The organism is Arthrobacter rhamnosi (assembly GCF_054510855.1).
The window spans coordinates 717,299-743,152 of record NZ_JBTNDT010000001.1; the positions used below are offsets into that span (position 1 = coordinate 717,299).

At 68.3% G+C, this 25,854-nt stretch carries 23 protein-coding genes; 11 read left to right on the forward strand and 12 right to left on the reverse strand.

Annotated elements, in window-relative coordinates:
* Nucleotides 1–187 precede the first annotated feature (187 nt).
* Complete coding sequence (locus tag ACX80I_RS03380) at nt 188–970, forward strand: amidohydrolase family protein (RefSeq protein WP_459343743.1); 783 nt, start codon at nt 188–190, stop codon at nt 968–970.
* Between the two features lie 86 nt (nt 971–1,056).
* On the opposite strand, the gene ACX80I_RS03385 is transcribed toward ACX80I_RS03380, so the two are convergent.
* From ACX80I_RS03385 to ACX80I_RS03400, 4 genes are all read right to left on the reverse strand, one after another.
* Nucleotides 1,057–1,929, reverse strand: a complete 873-nt coding sequence (locus ACX80I_RS03385; protein ID WP_459343744.1) for an ATP-binding cassette domain-containing protein — start codon at nt 1,927–1,929, stop codon at nt 1,057–1,059.
* A 16-nt stretch (nt 1,930–1,945) separates the two neighbouring features.
* Complete coding sequence (locus ACX80I_RS03390; RefSeq protein ID WP_459343745.1) at nt 1,946–2,986, reverse strand: ABC transporter permease; 1,041 nt, start codon at nt 2,984–2,986, stop codon at nt 1,946–1,948.
* Nucleotides 2,987–3,049: 63 nt separating this feature from the next.
* Complete coding sequence (locus ACX80I_RS03395; RefSeq protein WP_459343746.1) at nt 3,050–4,051, reverse strand: substrate-binding domain-containing protein; 1,002 nt, start codon at nt 4,049–4,051, stop codon at nt 3,050–3,052.
* 231 nt (nt 4,052–4,282) lie between these two features.
* The gene (locus tag ACX80I_RS03400; protein WP_459343747.1) at nt 4,283–4,684 is read right to left on the reverse strand and encodes a hypothetical protein; all 402 of its coding nucleotides are present in this window, start codon (nt 4,682–4,684) and stop codon (nt 4,283–4,285) included.
* A gap of 336 nt (nt 4,685–5,020) precedes the next feature.
* On the opposite strand from ACX80I_RS03400, the gene ACX80I_RS03405 reads away from it, so the two are divergent.
* Nucleotides 5,021–6,043, forward strand: a complete 1,023-nt coding sequence (locus ACX80I_RS03405; RefSeq protein WP_459343907.1) for a nitronate monooxygenase — start codon at nt 5,021–5,023, stop codon at nt 6,041–6,043.
* A 19-nt stretch (nt 6,044–6,062) separates the two neighbouring features.
* Here the strand turns inward: ACX80I_RS03405 and ACX80I_RS03410 are convergent, their stop codons facing one another.
* The 3 genes from ACX80I_RS03410 to ACX80I_RS03420 all read right to left on the reverse strand — a co-directional run bounded on the left by ACX80I_RS03410 (nt 6,063) and on the right by ACX80I_RS03420 (nt 11,635).
* On the reverse strand, nt 6,063–7,892 hold the full coding sequence (locus ACX80I_RS03410) for an ABC transporter ATP-binding protein (protein ID WP_459343748.1): 1,830 nt from the start codon (nt 7,890–7,892) through the stop codon (nt 6,063–6,065).
* A gap of 48 nt (nt 7,893–7,940) precedes the next feature.
* Nucleotides 7,941–9,467 carry an IMP dehydrogenase gene (guaB, locus tag ACX80I_RS03415; RefSeq protein WP_301226392.1) on the reverse strand — a complete coding sequence of 509 codons (1,527 nt, stop codon included), beginning with the start codon at nt 9,465–9,467 and terminating at the stop codon, nt 7,941–7,943.
* A 119-nt stretch (nt 9,468–9,586) separates the two neighbouring features.
* The gene (locus ACX80I_RS03420) at nt 9,587–11,635 is read right to left on the reverse strand and encodes an acyltransferase family protein (RefSeq protein ID WP_459343749.1); all 2,049 of its coding nucleotides are present in this window, start codon (nt 11,633–11,635) and stop codon (nt 9,587–9,589) included.
* A 305-nt stretch (nt 11,636–11,940) separates the two neighbouring features.
* Between ACX80I_RS03420 and ACX80I_RS03425 the strand changes: the two genes are divergently transcribed.
* Nucleotides 11,941–13,575, forward strand: a complete 1,635-nt coding sequence (locus ACX80I_RS03425) for a ribonuclease J (RefSeq protein WP_459343908.1) — start codon at nt 11,941–11,943, stop codon at nt 13,573–13,575.
* A gap of 168 nt (nt 13,576–13,743) precedes the next feature.
* Here the strand turns inward: ACX80I_RS03425 and groL are convergent, their stop codons facing one another.
* Together groL and groES are read right to left on the reverse strand one after the other, a co-directional pair.
* On the reverse strand, nt 13,744–15,357 hold the full coding sequence (groL, locus tag ACX80I_RS03430; RefSeq protein ID WP_459343750.1) for a chaperonin GroEL: 1,614 nt from the start codon (nt 15,355–15,357) through the stop codon (nt 13,744–13,746).
* A gap of 73 nt (nt 15,358–15,430) precedes the next feature.
* Nucleotides 15,431–15,727, reverse strand: a complete 297-nt coding sequence (gene groES / locus ACX80I_RS03435) for a co-chaperone GroES (protein ID WP_055768411.1) — start codon at nt 15,725–15,727, stop codon at nt 15,431–15,433.
* A gap of 325 nt (nt 15,728–16,052) precedes the next feature.
* Here groES and ACX80I_RS03440 point away from each other — a divergent pair, with 325 nt between their 5' ends.
* The 6 genes from ACX80I_RS03440 to ACX80I_RS03465 all read left to right on the forward strand — a co-directional run bounded on the left by ACX80I_RS03440 (nt 16,053) and on the right by ACX80I_RS03465 (nt 21,839).
* Nucleotides 16,053–16,997, forward strand: a complete 945-nt coding sequence (locus ACX80I_RS03440) for a siderophore ABC transporter substrate-binding protein (RefSeq protein WP_459343751.1) — start codon at nt 16,053–16,055, stop codon at nt 16,995–16,997.
* A 32-nt stretch (nt 16,998–17,029) separates the two neighbouring features.
* On the forward strand, nt 17,030–18,040 hold the full coding sequence (locus tag ACX80I_RS03445; RefSeq protein ID WP_459343752.1) for an ABC transporter permease: 1,011 nt from the start codon (nt 17,030–17,032) through the stop codon (nt 18,038–18,040).
* Nucleotides 18,030–19,043, forward strand: coding sequence for an iron chelate uptake ABC transporter family permease subunit (locus ACX80I_RS03450; protein WP_459343753.1), 1,014 nt, complete (start codon nt 18,030–18,032; stop codon nt 19,041–19,043). The genes ACX80I_RS03445 and ACX80I_RS03450 overlap by 11 nt, the downstream gene beginning before the upstream one ends.
* Nucleotides 19,040–19,798 carry an iron ABC transporter ATP-binding protein gene (locus ACX80I_RS03455; RefSeq protein ID WP_459343754.1) on the forward strand — a complete coding sequence of 253 codons (759 nt, stop codon included), beginning with the start codon at nt 19,040–19,042 and terminating at the stop codon, nt 19,796–19,798. Before ACX80I_RS03450 ends, ACX80I_RS03455 begins: the two co-directional genes overlap by 4 nt.
* Before the next feature lie 9 nt (nt 19,799–19,807).
* A complete protein-coding gene (locus tag ACX80I_RS03460) occupies nt 19,808–21,022 on the forward strand; it encodes a THUMP-like domain-containing protein (protein WP_459343755.1) in 1,215 nt (404 codons plus the stop codon).
* Between the two features lie 115 nt (nt 21,023–21,137).
* Entirely contained in the window at nt 21,138–21,839 is a 702-nt protein-coding gene (locus ACX80I_RS03465; RefSeq protein ID WP_459343756.1) for an HAD family hydrolase, read from the forward strand.
* 45 nt (nt 21,840–21,884) lie between these two features.
* On the opposite strand, the gene ACX80I_RS03470 is transcribed toward ACX80I_RS03465, so the two are convergent.
* Nucleotides 21,885–22,178, reverse strand: coding sequence for a DUF503 domain-containing protein (locus tag ACX80I_RS03470; RefSeq protein ID WP_459343757.1), 294 nt, complete (start codon nt 22,176–22,178; stop codon nt 21,885–21,887).
* 454 nt (nt 22,179–22,632) lie between these two features.
* On the opposite strand from ACX80I_RS03470, the gene ACX80I_RS03475 reads away from it, so the two are divergent.
* Nucleotides 22,633–22,998 (forward strand): hypothetical protein, encoded by a 366-nt coding sequence (locus ACX80I_RS03475; RefSeq protein ID WP_459343758.1) that lies wholly within the window; start codon nt 22,633–22,635, stop codon nt 22,996–22,998.
* A gap of 17 nt (nt 22,999–23,015) precedes the next feature.
* Nucleotides 23,016–23,510 (forward strand): Cys-tRNA(Pro) deacylase, encoded by a 495-nt coding sequence (ybaK, locus tag ACX80I_RS03480; RefSeq protein WP_459343759.1) that lies wholly within the window; start codon nt 23,016–23,018, stop codon nt 23,508–23,510.
* A gap of 22 nt (nt 23,511–23,532) precedes the next feature.
* Here ybaK and ACX80I_RS03485 read toward each other — a convergent pair whose 3' ends face one another.
* Entirely contained in the window at nt 23,533–24,369 is an 837-nt protein-coding gene (locus tag ACX80I_RS03485; RefSeq protein WP_459343760.1) for a PhzF family protein, read from the reverse strand.
* A gap of 25 nt (nt 24,370–24,394) precedes the next feature.
* The gene (locus ACX80I_RS03490) at nt 24,395–25,849 is read right to left on the reverse strand and encodes an APC family permease (protein ID WP_459343761.1); all 1,455 of its coding nucleotides are present in this window, start codon (nt 25,847–25,849) and stop codon (nt 24,395–24,397) included.
* Nucleotides 25,850–25,854 lie beyond the last annotated feature (5 nt).

Below are 25,854 nucleotides of genomic sequence, written 5' to 3' on the forward strand. Positions count from 1 at the left end.
AAACCCCTCCTCCTACTGTCCGGGAAACAAGACGGCCCGTTGCCGAAACGAGCTCCGTCGTCCCCCATCATCGCAGGGCAGGCCCGCGACGGCACCGGCCGGTGGTGGGGGCAACCGTCAGCGGAAACGGCACGGCGCACACGGGTTCGACCAGGCAGATGAACCAGTGATGGAGTAGCAATAAGGCATGACGCACGCCATCTTCGACAGCCACTTCCACATCATCGATCCCAGGTTTCCGCTGATACCCAATGATGGGTTCCTCCCTCCTGAGTTCACCGTGGACCACTACCACTCCCGGACGAAGGCTCTCGGGATGTCCGGCGGCGTCGTCGTATCGGGGTCCTTCCAGGGCTTCGACCAGGACTACCTGCTGAATGCCCTCAGAGAGCTCGGACCGGGATTCGCGGGTGTGGCGAATCTTCCTGCGGATATTCCTGATTCCGGGTTAGAGGAACTGGCCGCCGCCGGTGTTCGAGCTGTGCGCTTCAACCTCTACCGCGGAGGGTCCGAGAGCGTCGGCGAACTCCTACGGTTGAGCACCCGGGTTGCGGCGGTCGCCGGCATGCACACCGAACTGTATGTCGATGCAACGGATCTGGACGCACTCGAACCGACGCTGGCGCAGCTGCCCCGGGTCAGCATCGATCACCTGGGAATGAGTGGAGCCAATCGGGAGGTCCTGCTCCGACTGGTGGGAAGAGGCATGCGTCTGAAGGCGACGGGTTTCGGGCGCGTCACGCTGGACGTCGTCGAGGCCCTGCGCGCGATCCACGCCGTCAACCCGACCGCTCTCATGTTCGGCACCGACCTGCCGTCCACCCGAGCCCGGCGGCCGTTCGCCGCCACCGATATTCCCCTCATAGCCGAGGCTCTCGGCGAGTCGGCTCTGCCGGCGGTGCTGCACGAGAACGGACGGTCCTTCTACCGCATGGAACCGGACGCCACGCCGGCGGACGGGTCGTGGTGACAGGACTCGGACAGTTTCCCCGCGGACCCGGCCCCTACCTCCTCGAGGGCTCCGCTGTAGGACCCGGAGCGAGTAGGACACAACCGCTATTCAGGCCGCCGACCCGTCCCGGCGGCGTCGGACTGGACCTCGCGAACGACGTCGGTGTGGCCGCCGAGTTCCGCCAGCTCGTGGGCCAACTCCTGAAGTTCGGCGCCGCCGGCCATCAGACCTGTGAGTTCATCGAGTTCGATGTCCTTCTTGTCGTAGCAGCCGATGCTTCTTCCGCGTTTGAGGAGCAGGAACCTGTCACCGACCGGGTAGGCGTGGTGCGGGTTGTGGGTGATGAAGATGACGCCGAGCCCCCGGTCACGCGCCTGCAGGATGTAGCGAAGGACGACGCCGGACTGTTTCACACCCAGTGCCGCCGTCGGCTCGTCCAGGATCAGTGCCTTGGCACCGAAGTAGACAGCACGCGCAATGGCCACGCACTGCCGCTCGCCGCCCGAGAGCTGACCGATGGGCTGGTCGACGTCGCGAAGGTCGATGCCCATGTCCGCCAGTTCCTTCCTGGTGACCGTCTTCATCCGCTTGACGTCCAGCCGCTTGAACGGACCTTTGCCGACGGTCAGCTCGGAGCCCAGGAAGAAGTTCCGCCAGATGGGCATGAGCGGCACAACGGCAAGATCCTGGTACACCGAGGCGATGCCGGCATCCAGCGCTTCCCGGGGGCTGGCGAGTCTGCGCTCCTGACCCAGAATCCTGAACGTTCCCTCGTCGTGCTGGTGCAGTCCGGCGATGATCTTGATCAGCGTGGACTTGCCGGCGCCGTTGTCGCCGAGCACACAGGACACCCGCCCCTGGTCGACGGTCATGCTGACATCGCTCAGGGCGATGATGTTGCCGTAGTGCTTGCCCACGCCGTCCAGCTCCAGGAGGTGGACCGGGGCGGGAGTAGGCGGGTTCTGCCCGTTGCTCATAGCGGCCGTGCCCTTCCTATGTTCGTTCCGCACGGCGTTTGACGATCAGGTTCACGATGGTGGCCAGCAGCAGCATCAGGCCCAGGAAGAACTTGAACCAATCCGGGTTCCACTCTGCGTAGACGATTCCTTTGTTGGCCATGCCGAAGATGAAGGCACCGATGGCCCCTCCGATCGCCGAGCCGTAGCCGCCTGTGAGCAGGCAACCGCCGATGACCGCCGCAATGATGTACAGGAATTCATTGCCGATACCCTCACCGGACTGGACGGCGTCGAAGGCGAAGAGGTTGTGCATGCCGAGCAGCCAGCCGCAGAAACCTACGCCCATGAAGAGCCCGATCTTGGTGGCCCTGACGGGTACGCCCACGGCACGAGCCGCATTCGCGTCTCCGCCCACGGCGAAGATCCAGTTGCCGATTCTCGTGCGCAGCAGCAGCCAGGACGCAATCACCACGAGGACGATCCAGATGAGGATCGGGCTTTTCAGGTCCATGCCGCCGATGGTGAAGCTGCTGGCGAAGACAGCCCGAGCTGATTCGAAACCATCCATCGAGGCGATCGACGGCGTCGCCACGCTGCCGCCGATCAGCCGGGTCAGCGCCAGATTCAGCCCTGTCAGCATGAGGAAGGTGGCCAGGGTGACGATGAAACTCGGCAGCTTCGTCTTCATCAGGATCCAACCGTTGACGAAACCGATCAGCAGGGAAACGATCAGGGCCACGCCGACGCCCACCCAGAGGTTCAGGGAGAAATACCAGCTGAACAGGGATGCGGTCAGGGCCGAACTGATCACGGCGACACCGGCGGAAAGATCGAACTCCCCGCCGATCATCAGCAGTGACACGGCCACCGCCATGATGCCGAAGGTTGAGGAGCCGTAGAGCACCGTGGCGAAGGAGTTCGGCTGCAGGAAGACAGGGGCTGCGGCCGAGAAGAAGATGAACAGGACGATGGCGCCCACCAGGGCGCCGACTTCCGGACGGCCCAGCAGGTTCTGTACGACGCTGCGCCTGCCGACGCGTTCATCCAGCGTGGGGACTTCTACGAGTGTTGCCATGTGATTCTCCTCATCGGGCTGCTGCCAGGGACGATGCGAGGTCCCCGGCGTCCTGACGCGTCCTCAGCGGATGCCGTCCTTGGCGAACTGGAGCACCGATTCGGCGTTGGATGCGTCGACGATCGCCGGTCCGGTCAGGACGGGCTGCCCGCCGCCGATCTGGAAGCCGCCGCGGCTGGCCTCCCAGAGCGCATCCACGGAACCGTAGCCCTGCAGCCACGGCTGCTGGTCGACGGTGAACAGGACCTTGCCGTCGATGATGCTCTGAACCAGCTCCCCGTTCAGGTCGAAGGAAGCGACCTTCACCTCGTCCTGCAGGTCCAGCGATTCCACGGCCGTGAGGATCGTGTGGGTGAAGGGTGCCCCCAGCCCGATGATGGCATCGACATCCGAGGCGGCCTGCAGCTTTGCGGTCACCGTCGAGGAGACCTGGGTCATGTCCGTTCCCGTGACATAGACGATCTCACTCCCGGGAACCTTCGACTTCACACCCGCGCAGCGGGCCTCCTGAGCCACGTTGCCCTGCTCGTGGATCACGCAGATCGGGTGGCTGCTACCTTCTGCCGCCAGTTCGGCGCCCACTGCCGCGCCGGCGAGGGCCTCATCCGAACCGAAGTGGGTGAAGGCTCCCAATTCCGCGGACACGTCTGCCCCGGAGTTGATGCTGACGATCGGGATGCCGGCGTCAGAGGCCCTCTTCAGCGCATCCTTCAGCGCATCGGGCTTTGCCAGGGTGACGACTATTCCGTCGACCCCCTGATCGACAGCCTGCTGGACCAGCTGGGCCTGCCGCCCGCCTTCGGGGTCCGAGGTGTACAGCAGGTCGACGTTGTCCTTCGCGGCAGCCTCCTCGGCCCCCTTGCGCACGATGTCCCAGAAGGTATCGCCAGGACCGGCATGGGTGATCATCGCGACCTTGATCTCCGGAGTGTTCGCCACCTGCCCGCCGCGATCCGCCTTGCCGCCGTCCGGATCCCGTCCGCCCTGTGCCGAGCAGGCGCTCAGAGCCAGTACCGGGACGACCACTGCGGCCACAACCCCTGCCCGCCAGGAAAACTTCTTCACGACCGATCTCCTTCTGATCTACATGTCCGGTCGAAACCTGGGCGTCGACCCGGAACTCACAACCTCTTCCAGGAGCCAGTCAGCCCTGGACGCATCGGCGTGGTTCGGGCCTCAGCGCCTCGTGGTCGGCCGGTGCGGACACCCCGCCACCCGCATTCAGGGACCCTCATCGATGGAGCCTCGCCTGGAAGACCGATGAACCCGATGCACTGCCGGGCGGGTGCGTTGGTGCTACGCGGCAAGGATGGAAGCATCGGCTACCGCCATGATCTCACGTGAGCGCTGGAGCCATGTCCACCGCGGATCCTTACCGGCAGGTCCCGTAGGATCCACCACGAGGGGCCCGGTTCGGGTGGGCGAGTTCGAGGTCGTTGTCCCAGCTCGGCCGGATTCACCGAGGCTGCAGGCCGCCCAGGACCAGTCCCGAGACCACGTATTTTGGGAATCCCGGCCGATCAGGATCTCGCCCTCGCCGTGGGTGACAGCGAGGATCGCCGCCTTCACCGACAGTGACCTGCCGCAGGTCGAGAAGAACGTCCGGTCCGCCCCGACCGCTTCGGCCATGAGGTCCTGGGCCCGCTGCAGGTAGCCATTGGACGTCTTCCTGTCGTCCAGTCCCGAACTGACCAGCACGCGCCGGTCCACGCCGCGGCCCTGCCGAGTACGCGGGCGGGTCGAGGAGCAACAAAAGCCGCCGGCTCGCCTCAGATGTGCAACAGGCAAGAGCCAGGGGCATGATGCGCGGGAACCGGCCCGCGCACCGATCGCGCCAAGGCCGAATGGCTCACCCGGGATAAGCGGTGATAGCCTGCCGACTACGTGCACTGACACTGCGTTGGTCGGAGGGCCCGTGGACCGTGTTCCATTCGACAGTACGATTCCGTTCCCGCGCGGGGGTCACCCGTTCAGCTCCTCCCGCTGCGAGGCCCCGGGCACGGACCTGACCTCCCGCAGGCAGTCTCCGTGACCATGTTCGATCCCGTACCGCTGCCGTTTCCGATCAGCCGACCGATCATCGGTGCGCCGATGGCAGGAGGACCGTCCACACCGGACCTGGTCGCTGCGGTCACGAACACGGGCGGCATGGGGTTCCTCGCCGGCGGATACAAGACCCCTCAGCAGCTCTGGGCTCAGATCACCGCCACGAGGGCGCTCACCCAGGGCCCGATCGGGGTGAACCTCTTCGTCGTCTCGGCCAACGAGGTCGATGAGGACGAGCTCGAGGCCTACCGGCAGGAATTGCAGCATGACGCCGACCGGTACGGCACGCACGTGGGCCCTCCCCGATGGGACGACGACTTCTGGAGCGGCAAGCTCGACGTCATCCGGGATCTGAGACCCGATGTGGTGTCATTCACGTTCGGCTGCCCGGACACGGAGGTGCTGCACGAGCTCGCCCAGGTGGGCGTTCTGACCGCCGTCACGGTCACGTCCCCGGCTGAAGCGCGCATGGCGGCGGAACGCGGCGCCCGCATCCTCATCGTGCAGGGGCCCGACGCCGGCGGCCACCGGGCTACCTTCGACCCCGCCGCGGACCCCGGCACCGAACCCCTTCCTGAGGTGATCCGAGCGATCAGGAGGGCGGTCGAACTGCCGCTCATCGCAGGAGGCGGCATCAGCACCCGGGAGCAGGTCCGCGCGATCCTCGACACCGGAGTCGCCGCCGTCCAGCTCGGCACTGCACTCCTCCTGGCGGACGAAGCCGGCACGAACCCTGCCCACCGGTCAGCGCTCCAGGACCCGGCGTTCACCGAAACGAAGGTCACCAGGGCCTTCACGGGCAGGCCCGCGCGCGGGCTGCGGAACCGGTTCATGGATGACCATCCCGGCAGCGGACCCGCCTACCCGCAGATCCACCACATGACCGCGCCGCTCCGCGCCGCGGCAGCGGCTTCCCACGACCTCCAGGGACTGCACCTCTGGGCCGGCACCGGCTACCGCAATACCCGCACCGGAGCAGCAGCGGGCATCGTCGAAGCCCTCACCCCTTGACCCCGGAAGGCTTCGGCGGTCAGGCGTCCGGCAGCTGGCTCTCGAACATGCGGTAGTACCTGCCCCGCAGGGCCACGAGTTCGCGGTGCGTGCCGGATTCCACCACGCGGCCGTCCTCGAGCATGTACACGATGTCCGCCTTCTCGATCGTCGCGAGGCGGTGGCTGATCGCGATGATCGTCCGTGAGCGGTCCGCGAACAGGCGCGTGAAGATCCGGTGCTCGGCCAGCGCGTCGATGGCCGACGTCGGCTCGTCCATCACGATGAAGGGCGCGTCCCGGTAGAAGTTCCGCGCCATGGCGAGGCGCTGCCACTGCCCGCCCGACAGTCCGCTGCCTTTCCGCCCGCGCGGGTCCTCCATCCAGTTGCTGACGTAGCTGTCGAAGCCGCCCGGCATCTTCCCGATGAACTCCGCCGCCTCGGCGTCCTCCGCCGCCCGGCGCACGCGGTCGTCGTCGCGCGGACGGTGGACATCCCCGAAGTAGATGTTGTTCGCCGCCGTCGCGAACTCGTACCGCAGGAAGTCCTGGGACATGACGGCCAGGTGCTGGTGCCAGTCGTCGATACCGACCTCCTGCAGGTTCCGGCCGTCGAGCAGCACCTCCCCCCTGCTCGGCTGGTACAGCCCTGCCAGCACCCGGATGAGCGTGGACTTCCCCGCGCCGTTCTCCCCCACGATCGCGATGTGCGTGCCGCGCTCGAAGGACATGGAGATGCCCTTGAGCACCTCCGCCTCGCTCCCCGCGTAGGTGAAGGAGATGCCGCGGAGTTCGACGGCGGACGGCGGCGCCTCCAGTCGGCCGGGGGCCGCCGTGGACAGCGGGAAGTCCATGAACTGCTCGTAGTCCTTGAGGTTCGCGAGGTCCTCGTCGATCGAGCTCAGTGAGGACACGAGGTTGTTCGCGGTGCTGAGTGCCCGGCTGACGATCTGCTGTACGTAGAGGAACTGGCCCACGGGCTGGGCCCGCGCGATGATCTGCCCGACGATCCAGACGAGTGCCAGCAGTTCGGCGCCGTACTGCACCGCGTCCGCGAGGAGCTGCTTCGGGATGTAGCGCTTCTGGAAGTCCAGCCGCCGCTTCTCGTCGGCGTCCCGCAGCGTGGAGCGCAGGTCCATCAGGTAGCGGACGATCCCGTAGAGGCGCATCTCGGCGATGTGCTGCGGCTTCATCAGGTTCGTCTCGATCATGCGCCGCTGCCGCCGGGAGTCCACCTGGGTGTTCCAGTGCGCCATCTGCTCCCGCGACAGGCGGAACTGCAGGTAGACGCTGGGGATGATCGCGACCAGGACGATCAGGGCGATCCACCAGCTGACGAGGAGCAGCGCGCCGATCGCGAGGACCACCGAGACGAGCTGCGTGAAGATCGCCGCGATGCGGTCGAGGACCCTCGCGTAGGAGTCGGAGAAGCGGCGGGCCCGGTCGTAGAGGTCCACCGTCTCCTTGTCGTCGTACCGCCAGAACTCCAGGGCCAGGAAACGCTCGTACATGCGGTCGCCCACGATGGCGCCGACCCGGAAGCTCAGGACCTGCTGGATGTAGCGGTCGACGCTGGTGAAGGAACCCCAGAGCAGTCCGAGGACGGCCGTGACGACCACGTAGGTGATGGCGGAGCGCCCGGCGTCGGGATCACCCGCGTACGCGGCGGCGAGCGCCGTCGTCGTCAGGGAGGCGAAATAGGTGGTGACCAGCGGGAGGACGGCCGAGATGAGCGACCCGGCCACCTTCATCGCGACCGCGCCGGGTGAGGCCTTGGCACTGACCACCAGCACCTGGCCGACGGCGCGGGCGTAGGGGCCGAGCCGGAGCTTGCGGCGGGCGGTGACCTCGGGCTGCGGCAGCCCGCTCATACGGCATCAGCCCCTCCCGGAGGGAGGGGCTGAGGAAACGCGGGTGCGTTACTTGGAGCCGTAGTTGGGTGCCTCGACCGTCATCTGGATGTCGTGCGGGTGGGATTCCTTGAGGCCCGCAGCCGTGATGCGGACGAACTTGCCCTTGGCCTTCAGCTCGGGGATGGTCCGTGCGCCGGTGTAGAACATGGTCTGCCGCAGGCCTCCCACGAGCTGGTACGCCACGGACGCGAGGGGTCCTCGGTACGCGACGCGGCCCTCGATGCCCTCGGGGATCAGCTTGTCGTCACCGGAGACGTCCGCCTGGAAGTAGCGGTCCTTGGAGTAGGACGTGTTCTTGCCGCGGGTCTGCATCGCGCCGAGCGAGCCCATGCCGCGGTAGGTCTTGAACTGCTTGCCGTTGACGAAGATCAGCTCGCCGGGTGCCTCGGCGGAACCCGCCAGGAGCGAGCCGAGCATCACGGTGTCGGCGCCGGCCACGAGGGCCTTGCCGATGTCGCCGGAGTACTGCAGGCCGCCGTCGGCGATGACGGGGACGCCGGCGGGGATGGCTGCCTTCGCGGACTCGTAGATCGCGGTGACCTGCGGGACGCCGACCCCTGCGACCACGCGGGTGGTGCAGATGGATCCCGGGCCCACGCCGACCTTGATGCCGTCGGCGCCGGCGTCGATCAGGGCCTGCGCTCCCTCGCGGGTGGCGGCCTGGCCTCCGATGATGTCGACGTGCGCAACGGACTTCTCGGCCTTCAGGCGGGCGATCATCTCGAGCACGCCCGCGCTGTGCCCGTTGGCGGTGTCGACGAAGAGGGCGTCCACGCCCGCATCGACGAGCGCCATGGCGCGCTCCCAGCCGTCACCGAAGAAGCCGATGGCCGCGCCGACGCGGAGGCGTCCGTCGTCGTCCTTCGTGGACAGCGGGTACTGCTCCGCCTTCGTGAAGTCCTTGACGGTGATGAGGCCGCGCAGCACCCCCTCGTCGTCGACGAGGGGGAGCTTCTCGATCTTGTTCGTGGCGAGGAGGTTGATGGCGTCGTCGCCGCTGATGCCCACGCGCCCGGTGACGAGGGGCATCTTCGTCATGACGTCCTTGACGAGGATGCGCGGGAAGTCCCGCTCGAGGACGAAGCGCGTGTCGCGGTTGGTGACGATGCCGAGGAGGTGCCCGGTGGCGTCGACGACGGGCAGGCCGGAGACGCGGTAGTGGCCGCAGAGCTCGTCGAGTTCCTGCAGGGTCGCATCCGGACCGATGGTCAGCGGGTTGGTGATCATGCCCGACTCGCTGCGCTTCACCCGGTCCACCTGATCCGCCTGGTCGGAGATGGACAGGTTGCGGTGGATGACGCCCAGGCCGCCCTGGCGGGCCATCGCCACGGCCATGCGGGACTCGGTCACGGTATCCATGGCCGAGGAGAGCAGCGGTGTCTTCACCGTGATGCGCTTGGAGATCCGCGACGACGTGTCGGCCTCCGAGGGGATGACGTCGGTATGGCCGGGAAGCAGGAGGACGTCGTCGTACGTCAGGCCGATGAATCCGAAGGGGTCGTGGGTTTCGTTCTGGCCGGACTGCTGGCTCACTGCTGCGCCTCTTTCGGTATCACCGGGTGGGGGTATGGGCCTTCGGCTGGATGCGCCGGCGGGCTCTGACAGTCTAGAACGGATCACCGGGGCGCCCTATTCCGGTGACAGTGCTCACGTCACCAGCCGAGCACGGACCGGAACCGTTCCTCGAAGGCCGGGATCATGGTCTCGACGTAGGTCTTGCTGAGGTGATCGCGGTCCATGTAGACGCGGACGTTCCCGACCACCCCGGCACAGGTGGCCTCGGCGCAGACGAGGTCCGTCATGTCCAGGTGTCCGAGCCCGGGCAGGCGGTGCGCGACAGCCGTGAGGGGCGACGACGGCGCCAGCACCTCCGAGATGGGGACGTCGCAGGCGGACGGGTCGGCGGCATGACGTGCCGTGCACTCCGCCATGTCCTCCTCGAACCGGGGCGTGTCCCGGAGGCCCACGACGGGGATACCGGCTGCGAGAAGGGGCGCGATCCCCTCCTCGAAGCCGGCCGGGACCTCCTCCGCCGGCGAACTCCAGTCCGTGCGCGTGCCGACGGTGAGTACCGCGTCCGGAGCGAGGCCGAGCGCGTAGTGCCGGGCGGCCTCATTGAAGGCGTGGCATTCGGGGTCCACCGTCGCCGGCGAGTCGACGAACCTGCAGTTGGGCTTGTGCACCGACACGGCGAGCCAGTTGTTCGAGGCGGCCATCGCACCGACGGCTGTCATCCACATCTGCGAGTGGGAGTCGCCGAGCACCAGGACGATCCGTTCCGCGGTCGCCGCATCCCCTGTCTGGACGCACGAGGACAGCAGCGGGTCGGCCGGCATCGGCGCGCACGGCCCGTCGACGGCCGCCCACTCCGCGCCGAGGCTGCTGGCCAGGGGCCTCACCAGAGCGTCCTCGGCGCCGCGGAACTCGAAGCCGGGAGCCAGGGCCGCGGCGCCCGGATTGTCTGCCCGCGTCTGCTGCTCCACCGCCGCCTCCTGCGCCTGGACGCGGTACTCCCAGCCCGAGAGGGGCACGGCCACGAGGCCGAGGGCCAGCGCGGCCACGAGGCCGGTGCGCCTGCGCCGTCCGGACGGCCACGCCCATGAGCGCACCGGCTCTTCGACGAAGCGCGTGGTGAGCACGGCCAGCACGAGCGAGGCCGCGATGACGAGGCCGCCGTCGAGCAGTCCCGCCTCCTGTTCGTCCGCGACGATGAGCCAGATCACGAGGATGGGCCAGTGCCACAGGTACAGCGCATAGGACACACTTCCGAGCCGGAGAACGGGCCGCGAGGAGAGCCACCGATCGACGCCGGCGGGGCTGTCCGTCCGGCCGGCTGCGATGACGGCGGCGGCCGCGAGGGTCGGCCAGAGCGCGATGTAGCCGGGGAACTGCTGCTGCACCTGCAGGAGGACGCCGCAGGCCAGCATCATGGCCACGCCGGCCCAGCCCAGCACCACCCTCACCCGCACGGGAAGGACGAGGCGGGGCAGCACCAGTGCCACCAGCGAACCGAGCGCGAACTCCCAGAGCCGGGCGCGGGTGTCGAAGTAGGCCGCGGCCTGGTCCGCTCCGGTCTGCCGGACGGAGAACACAAGCGACAGCACGAAGACGGCGCCGAACAGGGCGATCAGCACGGACCGGGGACGCAGGCGGGTGCCGGCGACGACGACGGCGCACACCGCGAACAGGAGCGGCCAGAGCAGGAACACCTGCCCCTGGATGGAGAGCGACCAGAAGTGCTGCAGCGGGCTCGCCGCGCTGTGGTTGAGGGCGTAGTAGTCCACGGCGTCACCCGCGAGCTGCCAGTTCTGCCGGTAGGTTAGCGACGCCCAGGTCTGATCGAAGACGGACCGCCAGCGCGAACTGGGGATGAAGACGGCGGTGGCCGCGAGGACGGACAGCAGGACGACGACGGCGGCGGGTAGCAGGCGCCTGAGCAGGCCCAGCCAGTACGCGGCAAGGGCGAGTGGCTGCCCGGACTCGAGGCGCCGCGTGAACGTGACGGTGAGGAGGAAGGCCGAGACGAGCAGGAACACGTCCACGCCGCCGGACACCCGCCCGAGCCACACGTGGTAGACCACGACCATGCTGACGGCCAGCGCGCGCAGTCCCTGGACCTCGGGCCGGAACCGGCGCTCAGCCGAGCCGTCCGGACGATTCCGGGCGGCCGCAGAGGGCGGGGTCTGCAGGGCGGAAGCCACGCTGTTCCTCCTCGGAGGCCTGGAAGATGGGCGGACGCAAACCTCCAGTTTACCGTTCGGGAACCTGCCGTCGCGTCGGGAGCCCTCGAGGACCGATCCGCCGGTCGCCCGCGTAGCACGTACCCTAGAAGGAGTATCTCCCCGGGAACGCCGGGGACCACCTGAATGGAGCCGCCGGTCTGCCGGCCGCGACGACGAACGTCTGACGGCCTCTGCCCCGTCTCCCTCACCCAACGAGAGAAACCTAATCTGTGAATAAAAGACCTGCCGCACTGAAAGCACCACGGGAACTGGCCAAGGGAGCCATGCGGATCGTCGCTCTCGGTGGCATCGGTGAGATTGGCAGAAACATGACCGTCTTCGAGTTCGAGGGCAAGCTGCTGATCGTCGACTGCGGTGTCCTGTTCCCCGAGGAACACCAGCCGGGCGTCAATGTCATCCTCCCCGATTTCTCCTATATCCGCGACCGGCTCCACGACGTCGTCGCCGTGGTGCTCACGCACGGACACGAGGACCACATCGGCGCCGTTCCCTACCTCCTCAAGGAACGCGCGGACATCCCCCTGGTCGGTTCGAAGCTGACGCTCGCCTTCATCGAGGCCAAGCTCCAGGAACACCGCATCACCCCGAAGACCATCCAGGTCAAGGAGGGCGACCGCCGCACCCTGGGCGGGTTCGACCTCGAGTTCGTCGCCGTGAACCACTCCATCCCGGACAGCCTCGCCGTCGCCATCCGCACCGCGGCCGGGACGGTGCTCCACACCGGCGACTTCAAGATGGACCAGTTCCCCCTGGACCGCCGCATCACGGACCTCGGCGCCTTCGCGCGCCTCGGCGCCGAGGGCGTGGACCTGTTCCTCACGGACTCCACGAACGCCGACGTCCCCGGTTTCACGACCTCCGAGAAGGACCTGGCTCCGGCGATCGAGGCAGCGTTCCGCTCGGCGCCGCGCAGGATCATCGTCTCCAGCTTCGCGAGCCACATCCACCGTATCCAGCAGATCATCGACACCGCCGAACGCCACCGCCGCAAGGTGGCCTTCGTGGGCCGCTCGATGGTGCGCAACATGACCATCGCCGCGGACCTCGGCTACCTCAAGATCCCGCAGGGCCTGCTCGTGGACTTCAAGAAGCTCGAGCGCAGCGACGACCACAAGGTGGTCCTGATCTGCACCGGCTCGCAGGGTGAGCCCATGGCCGCCCTGTCGCGCATGGCCAACAACGACCACGCCATCCGCATCAGCGAGGGTGACACCGTGCTGCTGGCCAGCTCGCTCATCCCGGGCAACGAGAACGCCATCTACAGCATCATCAACGCCCTGACGGAGATCGGCGCCAACGTGGTCCACAAGGGCAACGCCAAGGTGCACGTCTCCGGCCACGCCAGCGCCGGTGAGCTCGCGTACTGCTACAACATCGTCAAGCCGCGCAACGTCATGCCGGTGCACGGCGAGTGGCGCCACCTGCGGGCCAACTCTGCGATCGCGGTAGCGACCGGTGTCGATCCCCGCAATGTCGTCATCGCGCAGGACGGCGTGACCGTCGACCTCGTGCGTGGCCGTGCCACGATCTCGGGCAAGGTGGAGGCCGGGCTCGTGTTCGTGGACGGCGACAGCGTCGGCGGCATCACCGAGGAGGACCTCGTGGAGCGCCGCCGCCTGGCGGAGGAGGGCGTCGTCACCGTCCTCGCGATCATCGACCCGGACAACGGTGACATGGTCGAGGCCCCCGAGTTCTTCACCAAGGGCTTCTCCTGCTCCGACGGGGACCTCGACAAGGCCGGCGCGGCCGTGGAGAAGGCACTCCGCGATTCCGCGTCCAACCGTCAGGGCGGGCGCCGCCAGGATCCGGAGGACATCATCGAGCGGGCAACGGCCAACTGGATGCGCCGGTACTACAACCGCCAGCCGGTCGTCACGGCGATCGTCGTCGACGCCTGACCGAGCACCGACCCGACGCCCCGGCACTCGCGAGAGTGCCGGGGCGTCGTCGTCTCCCGGGCCGTCGTATCAGGGCCGTTGCGTCCAGGGCCCGGATACACAGCAGCACCCCGGCTCGGAGGAACCGGGGTGCTGCTGGGTGACAGGTCGGGCCGGGGCCCGGGCGTCCTAGTGCGAGTGGCCGTGGCCCTCGTCGTCGGACTCCTCGGGCTTCTCGACCACGAGGGTTTCCGTGGTGAGCACCAGCGCCGCGATGGAGGCAGCGTTGCGCAGGGCCGAGCGCGTCACCTTCACGGGGTCGATGATGCCGGCATCCACGAGGTTCTCGTACTCGCCGGACGCAGCGTTGAAGCCGTAGCCGTCCTCGAGGTCGGAGACCTTCGCGACGACGACGTAGCCTTCGTGGCCGGCGTTCTCGGCGATCCAGCGCAGCGGCTGGGCCAGCGCGCGGCGCACGAGGCCCACGGCGGTGGCCGCATCCCCCTCGAGTGCCAGGACGTCGGCATCGGCGTCCAGCGCCTTGCCGGCGTGGACCAGGGCCGAACCGCCACCGGCAACGATGCCCTCTTCGAGGGCTGCGCGCGTCGACGACACGGCGTCCTCGATGCGGTGCTTCTTCTCCTTGAGCTCGACCTCGGTGGCCGCGCCGACCTTGATGACGCCGATGCCGCCCGCGAGCTTCGCGAGGCGCTCCTGGAGCTTCTCACGGTCCCAGTCGGAATCGGTGCGCTCCACCTCGGCGCGGATCTGCGACACGCGGTCGGCGACGTCGGACTCGCTGCCGGCGCCGTCGACGATCGTGGTGGCGTCCTTGGTGACCGTGATCCGGCGAGCGGAACCGAGCACCTCGAGGCCTACCTGGTCCAGCTTCAGGCCGAGGTCGGGCGAGACGACCTGCGCACCGGTGAGGGTGGCGATGTCCTGCATCATGGCCTTGCGGCGGTCGCCGAAGCCCGGAGCCTTGACGGCGACGACGTTGAGGGTGCCGCGGATCTTGTTGACCACGAGCGTGGAGAGCGCTTCGCCCTCGATGTCCTCGGCGATGATGAACAGCGGCTTGCCGGCCTGCAGGGCCTTCTCGAGCAGCGGCAGGAATTCCTGCAGCGAGGAGATCTTGCCGGAGTTGATCAGGATGAGCGCGTCCTCGAGGACGGCTTCCTGGCGCTCCGCGTCGGTGACGAAGTACGGCGAGAGGTAGCCCTTGTCGAACTGCATGCCCTCCGTGAGGACCAGCTCGGTCTGCGTGGAGGAGGACTCCTCGATGGTGATCACACCATCCTTGCCGACCTTCTCGAAGGCCTCCGCGAGGAGGTCACCGACCTCGGTGCTCTGGGCGGAGATGGAGGCGACGTTCGCGGTCTGCTGACCGACGACCTCGCGGGCGTTCTCGAGCAGGCGCTTGGCGACGGCCTCGACCGCCACCTCGATGCCGTGCTTGAGCGCACCCGGTGCGGCGCCGGCGGCCACGTTGCGGAGGCCTTCCTTGACCAGGGCCTGCGCCAGGACGGTCGCGGTGGTGGTTCCGTCACCGGCGACGTCGTTGGTCTTGGTGGCGACCTCCTTGGCCAGCTGCGCGCCGAGGTTCTCGTAGGGGTCGTCGAGCTCGATCTCGCGGGCGATCGTCACGCCGTCGTTGGTAATGGTGGGGGCGCCCCACTTCTTGTCGAGCACGACGTTGCGTCCGCGGGGGCCCAGCGTCACCTTGACGGTGTTCGCGAGCTTGTCCACGCCGGCCTCGAGGGCACGGCGGGCGGCGTCGTTGAATTCCAACTGCTTTGCCATTGTTGGTTCCTTTCAGGCTTGTGCAGCGAGAAAAACCCCGGCCACTGCGGGCCGGGGCTTTTCCAATCGGGTACTACTTGACGACGACTGCGAGGACGTCGCGGGCGGAGAGCACCAGGTACTCCTGGCCACCGTGCTTGACTTCGGTTCCGCCGTACTTCGAGTAGATGACGATGTCGCCCTCGGCGACGTCGACGGGGACGCGGTTGCCGTTGTCGTCGACGCGACCCGGTCCGACGGCTACGACTTCACCCTCCTGGGGCTTCTCCTTGGCCGTGTCCGGGATGACGAGGCCGGAAGCAGTGGTCTGCTCGGCTTCGAGGGGGCGGACAACAATGCGATCCTCAAGGGGCTTAATAGAGACCGACACTCGGGCTCTCCTTTGCGTTCGTTACCAATGGAATGAAGGCCCTCGGGCTGGGCGTGAACCGTCGTCGCGGTGCCGGCGAACGCTTCCCTCGGGATTAGCACCCACATGGAGTGAGTGCCAACTCCGACTGTATGCAACGGCTAGCACTCGGTCAAGGCGAGTGCCAGCTGCCGCGCTTCCCGCCCCGCCCTGTGACCGACGCCACAGCCAATAGGTGATGCTTCGTTTGCGTAATTCCCGAGCCACGCTCTAGATTCGAGAAGGTAAGGCATTCCTTACTTCCGATCCCCGGCCTGCCGGCCCTTCCCTTCCCGGAGTTCACCCCATGGCACACCTGCGCTTCGCCGTCCTTTCCGCAGCCGCTGCGGCCACCCTGGCCCTGACCGCCTGCGGTGGTTCCTCCGAAGCAGCGGATGCGCCCGCGACGACGTCGACCGTCGCGATCGACCACGCGCAGGGCACCACGGAGGTGCCGGCGAACCCCGAGACCGTCTTCACCTTCGACCTCGGCGCACTCGACACCCTGGACGCCCTGGGCGTCGACGTCGACGGCGTCCCGCAGGGAACCCTGCCCGCCCAGCTGTCGGCCTACGAGGGCGGCGACATCACCAACATCGGGGCCATGAAGGAACCCGACTTCGAAGCGATCGCGGCGGCCGACCCGGACCTGATCATCATCTCGAGCCGCGTCGCCGATTCCTACGACGAACTCTCGGAGATCGCGCCGACCATCGACCTGACCGTCGATGCCGCCGAGCCGATCGCGAGCTTCACCGCGCACACCGAGTCCCTCGGCCGGATCTTCGGCGCCGAGGACGAGGTGGCGGAGCGCCTGGCGGCCCTCGATACCCGGATCAGCGAGACGAAGGAGGCCGCGGCGTCCGCCGGGAACGGCCTGATCCTCATGACCAGCGCAGGCGAGGTCACGGCGTACGGCGCCGGGTCCCGCTTCGGCCTCATCCACGATGTCCTCGGCGTCGAACCTGCCGCCGAGGTGAAGACCGAGGGCACGCACGGCGAGGCCGTCTCCTTCGAGTACATCGCCGAGATCAACCCCGCCCACCTCTTCGTCATCGACCGTGACGCCGCCGTCGGCGAGGCCGGAGCCGCCGCCTCCGCCGTCCTGGACAACGAACTCGTCAACGGGACGGACGCCGCGAAGAACGACGCCGTCACCTACCTCGACTCCGCCAGCTGGTACCTCATCGGCTACGGCCTGAACAACCTCGACGCCATGGTGTCGGCCGTCAACGAGGCCGTCGCGGCCTGATCCGCTGCGCCGCACCTGCGGCGGGCGCCCCCATGGCAGCACTCTCCCTCCGGCCCCAGCGGCCGGCACAGCAGCGCGGTTCCCGATCGCCGGCCCTCTGGCCGGCCGGTGGAGCCGTGCTGCTGCTTGCCCTCATCAGCCTCTTCACCGGAGTCTCCGACGTCTCCCCCGCCGACCTGCTCGCGGGCGACACCGGTGTCTGGCAGACCTTCCTCGTGAGCCGGGTCCCCCGCACCCTCGCCGTCGTGCTCGCGGGCGTCGCGCTCAGCATCGCGGGCTTCATCCTGCAGCTCATGGCCCGCAACCGGTTCGTCGAGCCCTCGACCGTCGGAACCGTGGAGGCCGCGACCGCCGGGATCCTCGTGGCGACACTGCTCCTGCCCGGCGCCCCGATCGTGGCCAAGATGGGCATCGCCGCGGTCTTCGCGCTGGCCGGGACCGCGCTGTTCCTGTCCGTGCTGCGGCGGATACCCCTGCGGAACACCCTGATCGTGCCCCTCGTCGGCATCATGCTCGGCGGCGTCATCTCGGCGGTGACCACGTTCTTCGCCTACCGCTTCGACCTGCTGCAGACGCTCAACACGTGGATGATCGGGGACTTCTCCGGACTCATCCGCGGCCGCTACGAGCTCCTGTGGATCGTCGCCGCCCTCGCCGTCGTGGGCTACGTGTGCGCCGACCGCTTCACCGTGGCGGGCATGGGCGAGGAGTTCACCACCAACCTGGGACTGGACTACCGGCGCACCATGAACCTCGGCCTGGTGCTGGTCAGCCTCATCAGCGCCGTCGTCGTCGTGGTGGTCGGCTCCATCCCGTTCCTCGGGCTGATCGTCCCCAATCTCGTCTCCCTGCTGATCGGCGACAACGTGCGCCGGGCGGTCCCCTGGATCGCCGTGTTCGGCGCGGGCTTCGTCCTGACCTGCGACATCCTCGGCCGCGTGATCCGCTTTCCCTACGAGGTGCCGGTGGGCGTGATCGTCTCGGTGGTCGGCAGTGCGCTGTTCATCGCCCTGCTCGTTCGGAGGAACGCCGGTGCGCGCTAGGACGAACGCCCTTCCCAGCGCCGTCGTGCAATCCGGCCGGACACCGATCCGGTCGCTCCCGCCCGCCTTCTGGCTTGGGGTGCTCGGGGCCACGGCGGTCGCGCTCATCGCGGCGTTCCTGCTCGTCGGACTCGAGGGCGACATCGCGTACGTGCTTCCGCGCCGGCTCAACCGCGTCGGGGCGATGGTGCTCGTCGCCGTCGCGGTCGGGGTCTCCACCGTCCTGTTCCAGACCGTGACCGGCAACCGGATCCTGACGCCGTCCATCATGGGCCTGGACGCGCTCTACATCCTCATCCAGACCGCGCTGGCCTTCGCCCTCGGCGCCTCGGCGCTCCTGACGCTCGGCGCACCGATCCGCTTCGCCGTCGAGGTCACGCTGATGGTCGCGTTCTCCTGGCTGCTCTACCGGTGGCTGTTCACGGGCGGCGGGCGCAGCCTGCACCTCCTGCTGCTCGTCGGCATCGTCTTCGGCGTCTTCTTCCGGGGCGCCTCGACACTGCTCCAGCGCCTGATGGACCCGAGCGAGTACATCATCCTGCAGGACCTGTTCTTCGCCAGCTTCAACCGCGTCGACCCGACCCTGCTGCTCCTCTCCGCGATCGCCGTCGGAGGGCTGTGCATTCCGGCGTGGCGCCTTCGGCACCGCCTCGATGTCCTCGCGCTCGGCCGGGACACTGCCGTCGGCCTCGGCGTCGACCACCGGCGCACCGTGACGGTGGTCCTCGTCATCTGCTCGGTGCTCGTCGCCGTCTCCACCGCCCTGGTGGGTCCGGCCACCTTCTTCGGCCTGCTGGTCTCGGCGCTCGCCTACCAGCTGTGCAGCTCCTTCCGGCACGCCGTCGTACTCCCCCTCGCCGTCCTGCTCGGCGTGATCGCCCTCGTCGGCGGCCAGCTCGTCCTCGAGCAGGTCTTCGAGTTCGACACGGCGCTCAGCATCGTCATCGAGTTCACGGGCGGCCTCGTCTTCCTCGCCCTCCTCCTGAAAGGTCGCATCCGGTGATCACCCTGACCTCCGCCACCAAGCGCTACGGCACCGCGACGGTGGTCGACGACGTCAGCTGCACCCTCCCCCGCGGCGGCGTCACCTCGATCATCGGACCCAACGGAGCCGGGAAGTCCACCCTGCTGTCCCTGATGAGCCGGCTGCTCCCGCTGGACGCCGGGACCGTGGAGGTGGACGGGCTGGACGTCAGCACGACGCCGGGACCCGCGCTCGCGAGGACGCTGTCCATCCTGCGCCAGGAGAACCAGCTCACGGTCCGCCTCTCGGTGCGGGACCTCGTGGGGTTCGGCCGGTTCCCGCACAACAACGGCCGGCCCACCGTGGTGGACCGGGAACACATCGAGCGGGCCCTCGACTATCTCGACCTCGCCGACCTCGCGGACCGCTTCGTCGACGAGCTCTCGGGCGGGCAGCGCCAGCGGGCGTTCATCGCCATGGTGCTCGCACAGGACACGGACTACATCCTGCTCGACGAGCCGCTGAACAACCTGGACATGAAGCACTCCGTGGACATGATGCGCCTGCTCCGCCGGCTCGTGGACGACCTCGGCAAGACCGTGGTGCTCGTCATCCACGACATCAACTTCGCGTCCTGCTACTCCGACACGATCGTCGCGATGCGCGACGGCGCGATCATCCACCAGGGGACGCCCGAGGAGATCATGACGCCGCAGGTGCTGCACGACGTGTACGACGTGGACATCCAGGTGGAACACATCCGGGGCAACAGGATCGGCGTCTACTTCGCCTAGGCTGGCTGCATGGCTTCGGACAACATCGCGGACATCCTGACCCCCGAAGGCTGGGAGCTGGTGAACTCCCTCGGCCCCTACTCCGAAGCCGACACCCTGCGGCTGACCGAACGGCTGCGGAAGGCGGGCCACTCCCCCGACGCCGTCGCCGCCGCCCTCACCCAGTCGCGCCTGCGGGCGAAGGCGGCCGCCAAGTTCGGGCCCTTCGCCGAGCACATGGTCTTCACGTCGGCAGGACTCGAGCAGGCCACGCGCCTGTCCGTCGCCGCCCGCCACGCGCAGCGCTTCGTCGACGCCGGGCTGGTCACGGTGGCCGACCTCGGGTGCGGCCTCGGCGCCGACAGCATGGCCCTGGCCACCCTCGACCGCCAGGTCACCGCCGTCGAACTCGACGAGACGACCGCCGCCGCCGCGACCATGAACCTGCTGCCCTTCCCCAACGCCCGCGTGGTCAACGCCGACGCCTCGGCCGTGGACACTGCCGAGTACGACGGCGTCTGGCTCGACCCGGCGCGCAGGACGACGACGTCGTCGGGCACCTCCCGCCTCTTCGACCCCGAGGCGTTCTCGCCCCCGCTGTCCTTCGTCCAGGAACTCGCCGACAGCGGGAAGCCGGTGGGCGTGAAGATGGGCCCGGGCATGCCGCACGAGTCCATCCCGTCGGGCTGCGAGGCACAGTGGGTCTCCGTGGACGGCGACGTCACCGAGGTGGCGCTGTGGTTCAATGCGCTCCGCCGCGAGGGCGTCCGCCGCGCCGCCCTCGTCCTCGGCCCGAGGGGGGCCGCGGAGATGGTGTCGGACGCGGAGTTCGGCAGCGGCCCGACCGCTCCCGTCGGCGAGCCGGGCGGCTACCTGTACGAGCCGGACGGCGCCGTCATCCGCGCCGAACTCGTCGCGGACCTCGCCGCGGACCTGGGCGGGCACCTGCTGGACCCGATGATCGCCTACATCAGCGCGCCGACGTTCACGGACACCCCCTTCGCCCGGGCGTACCGGGTGCTCGCGGTACGGCCCTACAACGTCAAGGCACTCAGGACCTGGGTCCGCTCCGAGGGCATCGGCGTCCTCGACATCAAGAAGCGCGGCATCTCGGCCACCCCGGAGGACGTGCGCAAGCAGTTGCTGACCGGCTCCGGCAAGGGACGGAACAAGGCGACCCTGGTGCTGACGCGCATCGGGGACGAGCGCGTGGCTCTCGTCGTCGAGCCCGTTCCAGCCCCCTAGCGGCACCGGGCCACACATTCCGCGCGGCCGCAACCGGATCGTCTCGGCTGCCACCCGCAGGCCTGGCTTCCTAGACTCGGGAGGACGGGAATCCGGGACGAGCGGGAGGCAGCGCATGGCGAACGGTACAGCGGGATCAGCGGAAGCACGGCACGGTGTGCTGTTCGACGTGGATGGCACCCTCGTGGACTCCAACTACCAGCACACCATCGCCTGGTGGCAGGCATTCCGCCGCTTCGGGCACGACGTCCCGCTGGCGGAGATCCACCGGGCCATCGGGATGGGCGGCGACAAGCTGGTGGCGCACCTCCTCGGCGACGACCGGGACACCGGGCAGGACGAGAAGCTCGACTCCACGCACGGCGCCGTCTTCTCCACCTACTGGCCGGCCCTGCGAGCCTTCGAGGGAGCAGGGGAACTGGTGCGCCGATGCGCGGACAGCGGCCTCACGGTGGTCCTCGCGTCCTCCGCCTCGCAGCAGGAACTGGGCGTGCTCCGCGGAATCATCGACGCGGACGAGGCGATCAGCGCGGCGACGAGCTCCTCGGATGCGGAGAACAGCAAGCCCTCCCCGGACATCCTGGCGGCGGCGCTGGAGGCCGGCGGACTCGAGGCAGCGAACGCCGTATTCGTCGGCGACTCCGTGTGGGACGTCCTCGCGGCGTCGGAACTGAAGATCCCCACGATCGGCTTGGCCTCGGGCGGCACGAGCGAGGCGGAACTGCGCGAGGCAGGAGCCGTGGAGGTCTACAAGGACATCCGGGCGCTGCTCGACGCGTTCGACGACGGGGCGCTGCACCACCTGGCGACGTCCTGAGGAGCCTGAGCCGGGCCACCGCCCCCTGCTGCGCATCCTCGCTTGCTAGTCCTCGCTGCTGAGGAGGCGTCGTCGGGCGGTCAGAAGCTCGACCTCGGGCCTCGCTGCGACGTATCGCTCCACCCGGTCCAGCACGTCCACCACATGCTGCCGGTCGCCTCCGACCATCCCCGCCCCCACGACGGCCCGGCGGTGCAGGTCCTGGTGCCCGACCTCTGCGACGGACAGCTCGAACTTCCGGCGGAGGTCCGACACGAGCGGGCGCACCACCGACCGCTTTCCCTTCAGCGAGTGCACGTCACCGAGCAGGACATCGAACTCGATGAATCCGATCCACATGGTGGTCCTCCTTGTCGTCGAGCACCCCGAGCCGACTCTTGTGTGTGTACTGTAGCGGAGCCTCTCCACGCCATCCGGAGGAAAGAAGCGTAGGGTGGGGGGAGTTGTCTAGAAGAAGGCGGCTGATTTCGGTTCTTCTCTTCGTTGCCCTGGTGATCGCACCGGGTACCCAATAGCAGAGCACCATCCCCGATAGGGGCGTGCAGCATGAACGACCAGGAAGCCCTTCTTCCACAGCCATCCGCAGGCGGTTCCCCGCGCCGTGCGGCCTCCAGTTCCAGCGCCGGCCCCGGCCGTGCCCTGACGACTTCACTTCTCCCTGCCGGTACCTCCGCGCCCTGATCCGCTGCGCGCCGGCAATCCGCTGTCGGCGCTTCCTCCCCGGCACATCTCCGGACCCAGCTTCGCTTTCAGCACTTCTTTTCTCCACTGCTCGACACTGCAAAGGACCACCATGACGCAGCACATCGACGATTTCCTGCACGACTGCATCACCGTCACCGCCGACGGCTCGCTCGTATCCATCGACGAGGTCGAGGGACTCTACCTGTACTGGAGTTCCCTCCGCGCCGCGGACTCCACGGAGGGTTCCTCGGGCGTATCCACGGACGACTCCCCGGACACCGCCGCTGTCCTCGAGGCCCTGTATGCCCGGGGGGTGGAGCCGATCCAGCGGGACGGCGTAGATTACGTCGAGGGGCTCATCCTGACGGGGCCGGTCATGGCCGACTTCATCGTGGCCTGCGACTTCTCCGGGGTCTGGGGTCAGCCCGAGCTCTGGGACCTGGCCGCGGTGCGGGAAGTCGTCACAGCGTCGTAGAACCAAAAGGAGGTGCCGTGGGCAGGAAGCCGACCGGTTCCCGCAGCACCCCTGCCCTGGCCGTCCTCTCGGCGGCCGGCATCGCCTTCAGCGCCCGCCCCTACCAGCACGACGACGGCGCATCCTCCTACGGGCTGGAAGCCGCCGCTGCGCTGGGCGTCGACCCGGATCGGGTCTTCAAGACGCTGATGACGAGCGTCGACGGCTTCCTCGTGGCCGCCGTCGTCCCGGTCAGCGGCTCGCTCGATCTCAAGGCGCTCGCCTCCGCGCTCGGCAGGCGGAAGGCGGCGATGGCCGACCCGGCTCTCGCCCAGCGCCGGACCGGCTACGTCCTGGGCGGGATCTCCCCTCTCGGACAGCGGCATCCGTCCCCCGTGGTGATCGACGCGTCCGTCCTCGACCATCCCACGGTCTTCGTGTCCGGAGGCCAGCGGGGGCTGGACATCGAACTGTCACCTGCAGATCTCATCGTCGCCGCGCAGGCGCTCACAGCCCCCATCGCCGGGCCCTGACCGACCGGCCGGACCAAGCCCGCTACGCGCCGATCGGGACGGCCCCGCCCGACACCGTCAGGCCGCCGGTCGGCGGTATGTCGACCGTGATGACGGACGGGCGCCCGACGTCGGAGCCCTGGTGCACGGTGAGCGTGGAAGGGGGCGTGAGATCCCCCCGCGCGCGGAGGTAGGCGCCGAGTGAGGCGGCGGCTGAACCCGTCGCAGGATCCTCCCGGACGCCCCCGGGCGGGAACGGGTTCCGGGCCTCGAAGACGTCCGGGCCGAGCCGGTGAACGACGGCGACCGTCGCACCCCAGCCCTGCGCCATCATGAGCGCTTTGAGGCTGTCGTAGTCGTAGTCGAGGCGTCGCAGGACGGCTGCGTCGCGGACCGGAACGATCGGGTGGGTGTTGCCGGCGAAGGACAGCTGAACGGGCAGGTCGGCCGACAGTTCCTCCACGGTGAGGCGGAGGTGCTGCAGGAGCTCGTCCAGGATGTCGGCGTCGATCCCCTCCACGCGCGGCTCGACCGTCACGAGGGAGGCGACGAAGCGATCGCCCACCCGCGTGGTGCTCAGGTCGAGCTGGCCCACCGGCGTCGACAGGAGAATGTCCCCGGCGCCCTCGCGGTCGGCGAGCGCGACCCCGGTCGCGATCGTCGCATGGCCGCAGAACGGGATCTCGGCCTCGGGGGCGAAGTAGCGGACCGTCGCCCTGCCCGGCGAGCGACGCGAGACGAAGGCGCTCTCCGCGTAGCCGAGCTCGGCCGCGATCGCCTGCATCTGACCGGCCGAGAGGTCGTCGGCGTCGAGCACCACGCCAGCGGGATTGCCGCCGTCGGGGCGATCGGTGAAGGCCGCGTAGCGGAGGATCTCCATCAAGCGATGCTAGCGCCCGGTGGACTCAGCTCTCGACTGCCGTGGGATCGCCGGCGCGGGTGTTGGTCTTCCGGTTGATGAGCCACGTGACAAGCCAGAGGACGACGCCGATCGCCATGAGGCTGCCGGCGATCTGGTACTGGACGACGTCGCGCCCCACCCACGGGCCGGCGAGGAACGCGCACAGGAGTGCCGCCACGAGGGGAAGCGGGCCAGGGGACGTGAAGAACACCTTGCGGTTGACGTCCCTCTTGCGCCGCAGCACCAAGCAGGCCACGTTGACCACGGTGAAGACGCACAGCAGCAGGAAAGCCGTGGTGCCGGAGAGGTTGGCGACGATATTGCTGTCCGGGTCGCTGGTCACGTACAGGATCAGGCCCAGGGCGAGGATGGTCGAGAAGGCGATACCGGCCCAGGGAGTACGGCGGCCCGGCAGCACCTTGGCGAGCGGGCGGGGCAGGACGTCCTGACGCGCCATGCCGTAGATCAGGCGGCTGGCCATCAGCATGTTGATCAGGGCGGTGTTGGCGACGGCGAAGACGGCGAGGAACGGGAAGATCTTGTCGATCGGGAAGTCGGGCGATCCCTTGTGCACGACCTCGAGCAGGGCCGCGCCCTCGGCCTCCCGGATGCCTTCCAACTCGGTGGGGCTCAGCACCGTGACCACGGAGACCGCGACCAGCATGTAGAGGATGACGGCGATCCCGAGCCCGGTCAGCATGGTGCGGGGGAAGATCCGCTCGGGGTTCTGGACCTCCTCGACCATGTTCACCGAGTCCTCGAAGCCCACCATCGCGAAGAAGGCGATGGAGGTCGCTGCGGTCACCGCGAGGAACATGCCCTTGTCCTGGTAGTCGGTGAACACGAAGATCTCGCCCACGTTGCCGGTGCCCTGCGCCATGGCGAGGAAGCCGACGCCGATCACGATGCATAGCGCCGTCATCTCGACGAGCGTCAGCACCACGTTGAACTTGACGCTCTCACCCACACCGCGCAGGTTGATGACGGCCAGCAGCAGCATGAAGCCCAGGGCGACGGCGGTGATCACGCCCTGCCCGGGCATGCTCATCCAGCCGTTGACCTCGAGGCCGCCGAAGAAGTTCTGCGCCAGCACGTTCGCGGAGGTGGAGGCGCTGGTGATCCCCGAGCAGACGACGGCGAACGCCACCAGGAAGGTGACGAAGTGGATGCCGAACGCCTTGTGGGTATAGAGAGCGGCACCGGCGGCCTGCGGATACTGCGTGACGAGCTCCAGGTAGGAGAAGGCGGTCAGCGTCGCCACGATGAAGGCGAGCAGGAAGGGCAGCCAGACCAGACCCCCGACGGTACCCGCCATGGTTCCCGTGACGGCGTAGACGCCCGCTCCGAGGATGTCGCCGACGATGAACAGGAGGAGCAGTTTCGGCCCGAGGACCCGTTTCAGCTCCGGTTCCCCGCTCTCGGTGGTTTCCTCGGACACGTGCTCGGCAGAAGTACTCATGGTCG

Coding starts and splice junctions, on each gene's coding strand:
- ACX80I_RS03485 (WP_459343760.1), bottom strand. CDS start 24,369: ATGGAGATCCTCCGCTACGCGGCCTTCACCGATCGCCCCGACGGCGGC.
- ACX80I_RS03470 (WP_459343757.1), bottom strand. CDS start 22,178: ATGTGGATCGGATTCATCGAGTTCGATGTCCTGCTCGGTGACGTGCAC.
- ACX80I_RS03490 (WP_459343761.1), bottom strand. CDS start 25,849: ATGAGTACTTCTGCCGAGCACGTGTCCGAGGAAACCACCGAGAGCGGG.
- ACX80I_RS03425 (WP_459343908.1), top strand. CDS start 11,941: ATGCGGATCGTCGCTCTCGGTGGCATCGGTGAGATTGGCAGAAACATG.
- ACX80I_RS03380 (WP_459343743.1), top strand. CDS start 188: ATGACGCACGCCATCTTCGACAGCCACTTCCACATCATCGATCCCAGG.
- ACX80I_RS03410 (WP_459343748.1), bottom strand. CDS start 7,892: ATGAGCGGGCTGCCGCAGCCCGAGGTCACCGCCCGCCGCAAGCTCCGG.
- groL (WP_459343750.1), bottom strand. CDS start 15,357: ATGGCAAAGCAGTTGGAATTCAACGACGCCGCCCGCCGTGCCCTCGAG.
- ACX80I_RS03465 (WP_459343756.1), top strand. CDS start 21,138: ATGGCGAACGGTACAGCGGGATCAGCGGAAGCACGGCACGGTGTGCTG.
- ACX80I_RS03440 (WP_459343751.1), top strand. CDS start 16,053: ATGGCACACCTGCGCTTCGCCGTCCTTTCCGCAGCCGCTGCGGCCACC.
- ACX80I_RS03385 (WP_459343744.1), bottom strand. CDS start 1,929: ATGAGCAACGGGCAGAACCCGCCTACTCCCGCCCCGGTCCACCTCCTG.
- ACX80I_RS03390 (WP_459343745.1), bottom strand. CDS start 2,986: ATGGCAACACTCGTAGAAGTCCCCACGCTGGATGAACGCGTCGGCAGG.
- ACX80I_RS03445 (WP_459343752.1), top strand. CDS start 17,030: ATGGCAGCACTCTCCCTCCGGCCCCAGCGGCCGGCACAGCAGCGCGGT.
- ACX80I_RS03460 (WP_459343755.1), top strand. CDS start 19,808: ATGGCTTCGGACAACATCGCGGACATCCTGACCCCCGAAGGCTGGGAG.
- ACX80I_RS03405 (WP_459343907.1), top strand. CDS start 5,021: ATGTTCGATCCCGTACCGCTGCCGTTTCCGATCAGCCGACCGATCATC.
- ACX80I_RS03475 (WP_459343758.1), top strand. CDS start 22,633: ATGACGCAGCACATCGACGATTTCCTGCACGACTGCATCACCGTCACC.